At 39.4% G+C, this 11,809-nt stretch carries 10 protein-coding genes and 1 riboswitch; of the genes, 8 read left to right on the top strand and 2 right to left on the bottom strand.

Translation table 11 applies throughout. The annotated features are described in order from the left end of the window. Position 1: 1 nt before the first annotated feature. Positions 2–1,984, top strand: a complete 1,983-nt coding sequence (locus ACK2M2_RS03980) for a 2-oxo acid dehydrogenase subunit E2 (protein WP_419346286.1) — start codon at positions 2–4, stop codon at positions 1,982–1,984. Between the two features lie 96 nt (positions 1,985–2,080). On the opposite strand, the gene ACK2M2_RS03975 is transcribed toward ACK2M2_RS03980, so the two are convergent. Next, a complete protein-coding gene (locus ACK2M2_RS03975) occupies positions 2,081–2,752 on the bottom strand; it encodes a methyltransferase type 11 (protein ID WP_419346183.1) in 672 nt (223 codons plus the stop codon). 68 nt (positions 2,753–2,820) lie between these two features. Next, a riboswitch (yybP-ykoY riboswitch) is annotated at positions 2,821–2,963 on the top strand. Between the two features lie 114 nt (positions 2,964–3,077). On the opposite strand from ACK2M2_RS03975, the gene ACK2M2_RS03970 reads away from it, so the two are divergent. The 7 genes from ACK2M2_RS03970 to recJ all read left to right on the top strand — a co-directional run bounded on the left by ACK2M2_RS03970 (position 3,078) and on the right by recJ (position 10,839). Further along, the gene (locus tag ACK2M2_RS03970; protein ID WP_409510702.1) at positions 3,078–3,653 is read left to right on the top strand and encodes a TMEM165/GDT1 family protein; all 576 of its coding nucleotides are present in this window, start codon (positions 3,078–3,080) and stop codon (positions 3,651–3,653) included. Positions 3,654–3,822: 169 nt separating this feature from the next. Further along, complete coding sequence (locus tag ACK2M2_RS03965) at positions 3,823–4,620, top strand: MBL fold metallo-hydrolase (RefSeq protein ID WP_409510703.1); 798 nt, start codon at positions 3,823–3,825, stop codon at positions 4,618–4,620. 137 nt (positions 4,621–4,757) lie between these two features. Next, a complete protein-coding gene (locus ACK2M2_RS03960; protein ID WP_419346182.1) occupies positions 4,758–5,123 on the top strand; it encodes a YkgJ family cysteine cluster protein in 366 nt (121 codons plus the stop codon). 248 nt (positions 5,124–5,371) lie between these two features. Further along, positions 5,372–6,838 carry an IMP dehydrogenase gene (gene guaB / locus ACK2M2_RS03955; protein WP_409510705.1) on the top strand — a complete coding sequence of 489 codons (1,467 nt, stop codon included), beginning with the start codon at positions 5,372–5,374 and terminating at the stop codon, positions 6,836–6,838. A 116-nt stretch (positions 6,839–6,954) separates the two neighbouring features. Beyond that, the gene (gene glmM / locus ACK2M2_RS03950) at positions 6,955–8,286 is read left to right on the top strand and encodes a phosphoglucosamine mutase (protein ID WP_409510706.1); all 1,332 of its coding nucleotides are present in this window, start codon (positions 6,955–6,957) and stop codon (positions 8,284–8,286) included. Between the two features lie 61 nt (positions 8,287–8,347). Further along, on the top strand, positions 8,348–9,004 hold the full coding sequence (gene pdxH / locus ACK2M2_RS03945; protein WP_419346181.1) for a pyridoxamine 5'-phosphate oxidase: 657 nt from the start codon (positions 8,348–8,350) through the stop codon (positions 9,002–9,004). 140 nt (positions 9,005–9,144) lie between these two features. After that, on the top strand, positions 9,145–10,839 hold the full coding sequence (recJ, locus tag ACK2M2_RS03940; protein WP_419346180.1) for a single-stranded-DNA-specific exonuclease RecJ: 1,695 nt from the start codon (positions 9,145–9,147) through the stop codon (positions 10,837–10,839). Between the two features lie 90 nt (positions 10,840–10,929). Here the strand turns inward: recJ and ACK2M2_RS03935 are convergent, their stop codons facing one another. Next, the gene (locus ACK2M2_RS03935) at positions 10,930–11,700 is read right to left on the bottom strand and encodes a putative porin (protein ID WP_409510709.1); all 771 of its coding nucleotides are present in this window, start codon (positions 11,698–11,700) and stop codon (positions 10,930–10,932) included. Between the last annotated feature and the right edge of the window lie 109 nt (positions 11,701–11,809).

The raw sequence follows: 11,809 nt of genomic DNA, 5'->3' as shown, positions 1-11,809 counted from the left end.
GATGCAAATTAAGACTCCTGACATTGGTGTCGATAAAGCCACCGTTGCAGAAATTATGGTTAAAGTGGGCGATACGATTGCTGTCGATGACAGTATTGTGTTGCTTGAATCGGACAAAGCCTCTGTCGAAGTGCCTAGCACTTCGGCAGGTGTAGTGAAAAGTATTTCGGTTGCTGAAGGTGATTCAGTTTCAGAAGGTGCTGTCTTGATTGAAGTTGAATCAGCAGATTCAGTTCAAACTAAAGAAGCGCCTGCGCCAACAGAAGCTCAAAAAGTTGAAGCTGTACAAGCCACGCCTGTTGCCCAAGTCAATACAGCACCAAGTCAATCAACTGAAACAACAGCACAAACTGTCGAAGTGAAAGTGCCTGATATTGGTGTTGAAAAAGCATTGGTTGGCGAGATTCTTGTTCAAGTTGGCGATAGCATTGCTGTAGATGACAGTATTGTTGTGGTTGAATCTGATAAAGCAACGGTTGAAGTGCCAAGCACAGTTACAGGCATCGTTGAATCAGTGATTGTTAAAGAAGGTGATTCAGTCAAAGAAGGCGTTGTCCTGATTACTGTGAAAACTGAAGTGGTGGAAGCGGTTGTTTCTGAGTCTGTAAGTTCAGTCACACCGTCAGAAGCGGTTCAACCTGTTGCTGAAAAAACAGCAGTTGTGGCGACCACGACTCAAGCAGGTCCTATTGAAGTGGTTGTACCTGATTTAGGTGTTGATAAAGCAACGATTTCAGAAATTTTAGTCAGCGTGGGTGACACAGTCGAAAAAGACCAAAGTCTATGTGTTGCTGAATCTGACAAAGCGTCGGTTGAAGTTCCAAGTACAGTTGCTGGTGTTGTAAAAGCTATTCATGTCGAGTTAAACCAAGCGGTGAAACAAGGCATGGCTTTGGTAACAATTGAAGCACAAACAAGTGAAGTTAAAGCACCACAAGTGCAGACTACACAAGCATCGCAAGTAACTGCACCTGCGAAACCTGTAGCACCTCAAGCGCAAACTGTGAAAGCGAATGCGCAAGTTGCACCTGTAGCGAATGGCGATAAATTGAGTTCTGCTCAACAGGCTGAAAATGCCAAAGTCTATGCGGGTCCTGCGGTACGTAAACTTGCACGTGAATTAGGTGTGGTTCTGTCACAAGTACAAGCATCGGGTGTACATGATCGTGTCGTGAAAGATGATGTTTTTGCTTATGTAAAAACCAAATTGACTGCGCCACAAGTTGCTCCACAAGCGACTGCACCTGCTGTTGCATCAGGTTTACCATCATTACCAGACTTTAGCTCATTTGGTGGTGGTGAAGTCGCACCAATGACACGTTTACAGCAAGTGTCTGTACCACAATTGTCATTGAATAACTTCATTCCACAAGTGACTCAGTTTGATCATGCGGATATTACTGAACTTGAAGCATGGCGTGGCGAGCTGAAAGATGGCTTTAAAAAGCAAGGTGTAAGCCTGACTATTTTGGCATTTATTGCGAAAGCTGTGGCATTCTTGTTGAAAGAAGAGCCTTATTTTGCAGGGCATCTGGCTGATGATCAAAAAGGCGTACTGTTGCGTAACGAAATCCATATGGGTATTGCAGTGGCGACGCCTGATGGTTTGACTGTGCCTGTACTGCGTAACCCTGATCAAAAGTCGATTAAGCAAATTGCAATTGAGTTAGGTCAGTTGAGTCAAAAAGCGCGTGATAAGAAATTATCACCAAAAGATTTGCAAGGTGCGAATTTTACCATTACGAGCCTTGGCTCAATTGGTGGTACTGCATTTACACCGCTTGTGAATTGGCCTCAAGTTGCGATTTTAGGGATTTCACCTGCAACTATGCAACCTGTTTGGAATGGTAAAGATTTTGATCCACGCTTGATGTTACCGTTGTCATTGTCTTATGACCATCGTGTAATTAATGGTGCAGATGCAGCTCGCTTTACCAATAAACTCAGCAAGCTTTTGGCTGATATTCGTAATATTTTGCTGTAAATAGTATTTTAATCTTGTTAAAAATCTCGTTTCGGCGAGATTTTTTTAACTTAGATTATTATTTAAAGACAACAAATGCCTAGCATTTTCTGTATATCAAATAAAGTCAGCTAACTTCTTACTCTTATCATAAAGTTCTAGAGCTGAGTCAGGATTAAGGTTCCAAATTTTTGGCATCTCAATATTTGGAAAAGCTACATTCCATTGTATTTTTTTTAGTTGTTCAAATCGTTTGAAATCTTTTAAGAATATATTCCAAAATTTTTGATAATGTTCAATTGATGTAAGGTCTGCTTTGTTATAACCATGCGTTGTATTATTGGTTGCTTTAAAATCAAAACCAATCAATATGATATGTTGTGGCTTAAATAAGTGAGCAAGCACTAAGGCTTGCAAGCCACAATTATTCCCTGTAATCATGGTGGGTAATGTAAACAATTCATGATGGTTCTCGTAGTGGCTTGTAAATAAACGTGTCACATTTGAAGGGTAGCTAAGGGTACTGCCTAAACCACAGCCAGTAATGAGATCACCTTTAAATTGCTGTTCTAGTTTTATTTGGTATTGTTGCCACCAGTTGTAATCGCTGTGATGTGCAATCCGAGCATTTGGAAAGAGTTGAAATGCTTGATTACAACAAATAATGAAATGATCTGAATGTTGTAAAGATAAAAGGTCGATTTTCTTTAAAGATGGTCCGCCACCAATGATGAAAATTAATTTAGGTTTCTGATATTGTTGTAAATAGTATCTGAAATTATCACTCATAGCTGATGTCTTAATATTTTTATTTATTTAAAATTAGTGTGCAATTATCTTGGAATATTGTAAACTAATTAAACTTCATTGGGGAGTAGCCGCTATTTACGTTCTGTAAATAGGTGATGGTCAACATAATTGCTCAACAGAGCATGGTCATCATAGCAAAGAACCAATTTGACTCAATATTTGTAAATTCAAATATTTAGTTTCTTTTGTTGGCAAGACCTTTGATTTATCACTCTGCATTTCATGCAGTGCTTTTTGCACACATGATACTTGGCTAGCAGGAGGGATAAGTCATCGGTATATATTTGCTAGCCAGAGAATCCTTATGCAAGAACTCCTTTCTTCAACTGTGATTGTTGCCCTCGCTGAAATGGGTGATAAAACACAGCTTCTCGCTTTACTCCTTGCTGCACGTTTTCGTAAACCTGTTCCGATTATTGCTGCCATTCTTATCGCAACTTTAATTAATCATGGTCTTTCTGCTGTTCTTGGTCAGTGGATTACGCAATTATTTAACCCTGATATTTTAGTATGGGTACTTGCTGTTGGTTTTATTGCTATGGCAGGTTGGATGCTCATTCCCGATGAGTTAGATGATGAAACCGACAGTATTAATAAATGGCAAAAATTCGGTGTTTTTGGTGCCACATTTATTTTATTTTTTCTCGCAGAAATTGGTGATAAAACTCAAATAGCCACCGTTGCATTGGCTGCTAAATATGACAGCATTATTCTCGTTACCATAGGTACAACCTTGGGTATGCTGATTGCAAACGTGCCTGCGGTCTTTGTTGGTGACAAGTTTGCAAGCCGTCTACCAATTTCACTGATTCATAAAATAGGTGCAGCCATTTTCTTAGTGATTGGTGTAAGTGTTTTAGTGCAACATTATTATTTTTAAATTCATTCGCCTTGTTACTAATCCCGTCAATTGGCGGGATTTGTTTTTGAGTATTCATGTAATTATTATCAAAATATTATTGTATATTTGTTGTAACTTTAAAGAAATCCTTATATGTTGTATGGAATAAATAAATTTTTAATTTTTAAAATATTTCGGGGTTTCTTTAATGTCATTGGATCGTACTACATCGCAGGTATTGTTTGATAATGGAGTGCATAAGTGCATTAGTTTTACCAGTCTTGTGAAAGGCGAAGGTGTTCAAGCAAATCAATTTTTAATTGTCAATAATGACCGTGCAGCAGTGATCGATCCAGGTGGTGATTTGACTTATGTGCCGTTGACGATGGAACTCAATAAATACACTCGTTTGGCAAATTTAGATTATGTGATTGCATCGCATCAAGACCCCGATATTATTACTTCTATGCCACGTTGGTTGGTATATACCGATGCCAAAGTCGTAGCATCGAAATTGTGGGCACGTTTTTTACCGCATTTGAACTCAGCATTTATGAGTGATCGAATGAAAGGTGGTTGGTTGGAGCGTTTGATTGAACTACCAGACCAAGGTGATTCTATTTATTTAGGCAAAACACGTATTATTGCTGTGCCTGCGCATTTTTTGCATTCGGTTGGTAATTTTCAATTTTATGATCCAATTTCGAAAATTTTATTTTCAGGCGATATGGGTGCTTCAATGGTGGCGGATGCTTCGACGCCAATTACGGATTTCGTTACGCATATTCCTAAAATGAAGGGTTTTCATCAGCGTTATATGTGTACCAATCGTGTGATCCGTCTTTGGGTCAATATGGTACGTGGTATGGATATTGAAATGATCGTACCGCAGCACGGCACACCATTTGTAGGTAAAGCACAGATAACTGAGTTTTTAGATTGGATTGAAAATTTACAATGTGGTGTCGATTTGATGGATCAAACAGTTTTTACTTGTCCGCAATAAAATAAACATCTACGTTCAAAAAAAATATTGAGTTTATACGCATTTTTTTTTACGATTTACGTTGCCAAAATCCACTTTAAACCTCTTTCATTGTATTTGATGAAGGAGGTTTTTTTGACTACGAGAATTTTAAAAAAATGTTGTCACAAATAATTGCACAGGATGCGTGTTTAACTTGCGGGGCGTGTTGCGCCTTCTTCAGAGTTTCATTTTATTGGGCAGAAGGGGAAGGTATGCCAGAAGAGGCTGTTGAAGCAATAACGCCTGTATATTCGTGTATGAAAGGAACCAATCAAAAAAATCCACGTTGTATTATGTTGTCAGGTGAAATTGGTCAGCAGGTTAGTTGTACCATGTACGCACAACGCAGTTCTTCATGTAAGGACGTACAAGCGGGCGATGAGCAGTGTCATAAAGCACGGGCAGGATATGGATTAATTCCATTGATTGAGATTGAACCTGCATATCCAAGTAATGACGAAGACTATGACCAAGTGGTTTAAACTGTATTGAATGGTCTGAGAATAAAGATTAGATAATTTAAGTTAGATTTAAAGTCGATTGTTCAGATAAAAATGTATACAGGTCTGATGTTGAGTTGAATATTTGACTTCGGATGATAGCAATAGCTAGTTGAAATTACATTGAATTTATAAATACTCAACAAAGACTTTAAATCGGACTAATAAAAAATGAAATTTAAACTGAAATTTGTATATAATAGCTCACGGAAATTACCAGCGAGACTGTTATGTTGACCATCGTTCAAGAAGCCCTAACCTTTGATGATGTCTTATTACTCCCTGCCTATTCTACTGTCCTCCCAAAAGATGTCTCCCTAAAGACACGCCTGACTCGTGGCATCAATTTGAATATCCCTTTAGTTTCAGCAGCAATGGATACTGTGACAGAGTCACGTATGGCAATTGCGATGGCGCAAAACGGCGGTATTGGTATTCTTCATAAAAACATGGATATTTCTGCTCAGGCAGCAGAAGTTCGCCGTGTGAAAAAATTCGAAGCAGGAATGGTGAAAGATCCAATTACTGTGACGCCTGAAACAACGGTACGCGAGTTGATTTCGATTACTCAATCGAATAACATCAGTGGTGTACCTGTTGTTAAAGATGGCAAAGTGGTTGGTATTGTGACAGGACGTGATACACGTTTTGAAACCAATCTTGAACAGCCAGTAAGCAACATCATGACAGGTCAAGACCGTTTGGTGACTGTACGTGAAAATGCTTCAAAAGAACACATCCAAGCATTATTGCAACAGCACCGTATTGAAAAAGTATTGGTGGTGGGTGAAAACAACGAATTAAAAGGCTTAATTACTGTTACTGACTTTAATAAAGCTGAGCTTTATCCAAACAGCTGTAAAGATGATTTAGGTCGCTTACGTGTAGGTGCAGCAGTCGGTACAGGTGCTGAAACACCTAGTCGTGTTGAAGCGCTTGTTGATGCTGGTGTCGATGCGATTGTTGTTGATACAGCGCATGGTCATTCTGCTGGTGTGATTGAGCGTGTACGTTGGGTTAAAGCTAACTATCCACAAGTACAAGTCATTGGTGGGAACATCGCAACGGGTGATGCTGCATTGGCATTACTTGATGCTGGTGCAGATGCTGTTAAAGTCGGAATTGGCCCAGGTTCAATCTGTACGACTCGTATTGTTGCGGGTATTGGTATGCCGCAAATCTCTGCAATTGATGCTGTTGCAAATGCATTGAAAGATCAAATTCCATTGATTGCAGATGGCGGTATTCGCTTCTCTGGTGATATGGCGAAAGCAATTGGTGCAGGTGCAAGTACCATCATGGTGGGTTCACTCATGGCGGGTACTGAAGAAGCTCCAGGCGAAGTTGAATTTTTCCAAGGTCGTTACTACAAAGCATACCGTGGTATGGGTTCATTGGGCGCAATGGCGGGTGCAACAGGTTCTGCTGACCGTTATTTCCAAGACTCTAAAGCAGGTGCTGAGAAATTGGTTCCTGAAGGTATTGAAGGTCGTGTGCCTTATAAAGGTCCAATGGGTAACATCGTTCATCAAATGATGGGTGGTTTACGTTCATCTATGGGTTATACAGGCTCTGCGATTATTGAAGACCTTCGTCAAAATGCTAAGTTTGTGAAAATCACATCAGCAGGGATGTCTGAATCTCACGTACATGATGTAACGATTACTAAAGAAGCACCAAACTATCGTGTAGGTTAATCTTTCGTATCGTTTTGATTGAAAAAAGCCGTCATGTTATGACGGCTTTTTTATTTTGGTGTAAAGTGAGGAAATTAAACAGGCAGCTAAACAACACATAATAAGTTGGGGTACAGATGAGTTATTTTGGAACAGATGGGATTCGTGGAAAATTTGGTCAGCTACCGATTACCCCAGAGTTTGCATTAAAATTAGGTTTCGCAGCGGGTAAAGTCTTAAAACAATTAAGTCCGAAGTCAAAACCGATTGTTGTATTGGGCAAAGATACACGTTTATCAGGTTATATTCTTGAAGCTGCCTTACAGGCAGGTTTGAATGCCGCAGGTGTGTACGTGCATTTGTTGGGACCACTACCAACACCTGCAATTGCGCATTTAACACGTGCTTTACATGCAAATTTAGGCATTGTGATTTCTGCATCACATAATCCATATTTTGATAATGGGATTAAATTTTTCTCAGATGAAGGTAAAAAATTGCCTGATTCGATTCAAGATGCCATCAATAAAGAACTTGAAAAAGATATCGTGATTGATGACAACGCAAACTTGGGTAAAAGTGTGCGTGTGAAAGATGCCAATGGTCGTTATATTGAATTCTGTAAATCGACATTTCCATACCATTTCAATTTGCGCCATTTAAAAATTGTAGTGGATTGTGCCAATGGTGCCGCATATAACGTCGGACCTGCCGTATTTCGTGAGTTGGGTGCAAAAGTTATTGCCATGAATAACACACCTGATGGCCTGAATATCAATGAAAATTGTGGCTCAACACATCCTGAAGGTTTACAAAAAGCGGTTGTAGAACAGCAAGCTGACTTGGGTATTGCCTTCGATGGTGATGCAGATCGTGTAGTTTTGGTTGATCGTTATGGTAAGTTGGTCGATGGTGACCATATTCTTTATATTTTAGCGACTCAAGCTACCAATAAACCAGCAGGCATTGTCGGCACAGTGATGAGTAATATGGCACTTGAACTTGCTCTTGAAAAAGCCGAAGTGCCATTTGTTCGTGCAAATGTTGGCGATCGTTATGTTTTACAAAATCTTGAAGCGAATAATTGGTCTATTGGTGGCGAGCCATCAGGTCATATTTTGACTTTAGACAAGAGTACAACAGGTGATGCAATTATTGCTGCATTACAGGTATTGACTGTTTTAGTTGAACAAAATAAATCACTTGATGAATTGGTTGCTGATTTTGAAATCTTACCTAATGTCTTAGTGAATGTACGCTTAGAAAATATGTTTGACCCATTCTCTGTACCTGCATTGGTTGCGGAGTTTGACAAAGCAGAAGTGCAGTTGAAAGGACGTGGTCGTCTTTTGATTCGTAAATCTGGGACTGAACCCGTGATTCGTGTCATGGTTGAAGGTGATAATCTTCAAGAAGTAACTGATCTTGCAAATCATTTGGCTGATGCTGTACGTCAAAATGCAGTTTAGTCCTTGATCAAAGTTTAGCTTAGTTTTTGAATATAAAAATTTCGATATTAAAGGTTAAAGCATGAGTGATGTAATTAAGGATTTAAGTGAATTACGTTTAAGCTACCAAAAAGGTGAGTTGCATGAACAGCATGTCAATGCTGATCCGCATGAGCAGTTTTTAGGTTGGTTTAATACAGCTTTGGAAGCCAAACTTCACGAACCTTATGCCATGTCACTTGCGACTGCAAATGCTCAGGGGCGACCACATGTTCGCACTGTACTACTGCGTGGCGCGACTGAAGCAGGTTATGATTTTTATACCAATTATGACAGTCAAAAAGGATTGGATTTAGCGGCTAATCCTTATGCTGAATTGTTATTTTATTGGCCTGAACTTGAACGTCAGATACGTGTTGCAGGGAAGGTAGTGAAAATTTCAGTTGAAGAATCAACCGATTATTATCACAAACGCCCCCGTGATAGCCAAATTGCAGCGCATATCAGTACACCGCAAAGTGGTGTGATTGAAAGTCGTATGTTATTACAACAGCGTTTTCAAGCGTTGCATGATCGTGTAGAGCAACAAGCGACATTGACCAAACCTGAGTTTTGGGGAGGGTATCGCCTAAAAGCTGATTATTATGAATTTTGGCAAGGCCGTCCGAACCGTTTACATGATCGTTTGGTGTATGAAAAAACTGAAAATGTATGGCAGATACAACGTTTGATGCCATAAATTTTGATTGGAAAATGAATAAGGCGATGAATTTATATTGAATTAATCGCCTTTATTTTTCTTTAAAAGGAGGTGTTGGTGTCCTGCCTCGGAAGGCGATATACTTTTTAATCTTCTTTTTCACTGTTGCTATATCTCATATGCAAATTCAGCAAAGACCTTATTTGAGTGATCCGAAACAATTTTCCAATGTTTCAGATTTTATGGCTGAAATTTTGGCACGACGTGGTGTACAGTCAGAAAAAGAATTTGATTTAAAACTCAAATATTTGCTTGCACCGACCATGAAAGGTTTACAGCGGGCTATTGACCTCGTGAATGATGCGATAGATCAACAGCTCAAAATTGTGATTGTGGGCGATTATGATGCCGATGGTGCTACGAGTACTGCACTGATGATTTTGGCACTCCGTGAAATGGGTGCAAATGTTGAATATTTAGTGCCTGACCGTTTCAAATACGGTTATGGCTTGACTCCAAAAATTGCAGATTTAGCATTTGAACGTTTTCAACCTGATCTTTTGATTACGGTGGATAACGGTATTTCAAGTCATGCAGGTGTGAAGCAGGCGCAGTCGTATGGTGTGAAAGTGATTATTACCGATCACCATTTAACAACCAAGGAAATACCTGATGCAGAAGCGGTAGTTAATCCAAATCAGCTCGGTTGTGATTTCCCAAGCAAGGCATTAGCAGGTGTTGGTGTTGCCTTTTATTTACTTGCAAATTTGAGCAGTCAACGTACTCAAGCAGGCAAGTCGAGTGCGAAAATGGCACAATATTTAGACTTGGTGGCGTTAGGAACTTATGCCGATGTCGCAAGTCTCGATTATAACAATCGAATTTTGGTTGATGCAGGCGTAAAACGCATTCAGCAAAATCAATGTCGTGCAGGTATTAGCGCACTGCTTGATATTGCAGGTCGTGACCCGATGAGTTTAAAAGCCTCTGATTTAGGTTTTGTTTTAGGACCACGCATCAATGCGGCAGGGCGTATGGAAACCATGGACATCGGCATTGAATGTTTACTTGCCAACGATATGCAAACAGCTTATACCTTCGCTCGTCAGCTTAATGATTTAAACCTTGAACGCCGTCAAGTTGAATCACAAATGAAACAAGAAGCGCTTGCTGAAATGCAGTCCTTACACTTGGATGAAGATAATTTACCTGCAGCGTTGGTGATGTTTGATGAACAGTGGCATCAAGGCGTAATTGGGATTGTCGCAGGGCGTTTGAAAGAGCAGTTCCATCGTCCGAGTATTGTTTTTGCTGCCGATAAGGATGGTATTCATATTAAAGGTTCAGCACGTTCAATTGAAGGTATTCATATTCGAGATGCCATTGAGCAAGTGGCAGAACAGTATCCGCATATGGTAAGTTTTTTTGGTGGACATGCGGCAGCGGCAGGTTTAACTATTGAAAAGCAAAATTTTGAACGGTTTAAACAAGTATTTACTGATTTAATTTCACAGTCCGATGAAGCCTTGTTTGATGCAGTATTATGGACAGATGGAGTTTTGCATGAACAAGATATTCAATTACAGACAGTTGATTTAATTGAGCAATTGGGGCCATGGGGGCAAAAATTTCCATCACCAGTATTTGAGGGCGAATTTGAACTATTGGAGCATCGTTGGCTTAAAGAGGTTCATTTAAAGTTAAAATTGGGTTTGAACAATGGTCAATTTGTTGATGCAATTGCATTTAATGCCCGAGATAAATTCCAATTCGATGCCACAAAAAATAAAGTCCGAGTGGTATATGAACTCGATAAGAATGAATTTAATGGACGAGTAAATTTGCAATTACGTATGTTACATGTTGAAAATTAACCGTATTTCATAATAAAAAAACCGCTATGAATAGCGGTTTTTTATTTCTATTTAAATGGTTGGAACCTTTAAGTTGGGTAATGCCTTAACTTAGAAGCGGTATCCTGCACGAACGCCATAAGTGTTGTAGTCATCACCGAAACCAACACGACCTTCAAGGCTTACATTTTGGTTAAAGAATTTCTTAGCAGAAATACCAAACTCATCATGATCATATAAATCGTTGTTGTAATAATCTGCACCGACACTTAAAGTTTTATCTAGGTATAAATCACCACGAACACGGTATTCATCAAGATCACCAAATGCACCAAATGCTTCAAAGTTAGCGTCATATTGACCTACTTTAGTCACGTATTTAGCACGTACTGTTGGGTCTGCACCATCATCACCATCTTTTACGTCATAGCCTGTTACACCTAACGCAAGTAATAAACCTGGTGCTGGTAGATAACCAACTTCAGCACCATAAGTGGTTACTTTGTTATCTATAGGTGTATCTTTAACTTCTTGTTCATTACGACCTACACGACCACTCACATAGAAATCAGAATTTGGAACATAGTATTCAAGACCTGCACCGTATTGGCTATTTTTTACGCCGTCATTATTGGCATAATCGACATTCGCTTTTACATTACTTGCACGGTCAAGGAACGCTGCTTCATTGAGTGGCGAATTACGTGTTTGAACTGGGTTGAAATAATATGTGCCATCTACACCGAACTGATGTGTTGCGTCAAAATCATCTGGGTCATTGTATGTATATGAACCACCGACTTCTGCTTGGTAAGCATGTGCTGCTGTACCAGTCATGACCAACGCGGATAAGACTGCTGAAGCGATTGCTAATTTTTTCATGGTTATTGCCCTCTGAAAATGATCCATTTCGATATACATTTTTTGTTACATATTTAGTCTAGGTGAAATAAAAATACCGTCAATAGAACTCAGGTAATAAAATTGAAAC

The sequence above is a fragment of the Acinetobacter sp. TY1 genome (genome assembly GCF_048551395.1).
Classification (GTDB): domain Bacteria; phylum Pseudomonadota; class Gammaproteobacteria; order Pseudomonadales; family Moraxellaceae; genus Acinetobacter.
Note: the sequence above shows the minus strand (reverse complement) of the source record. Positions and strands in the feature narration are given on the sequence as shown.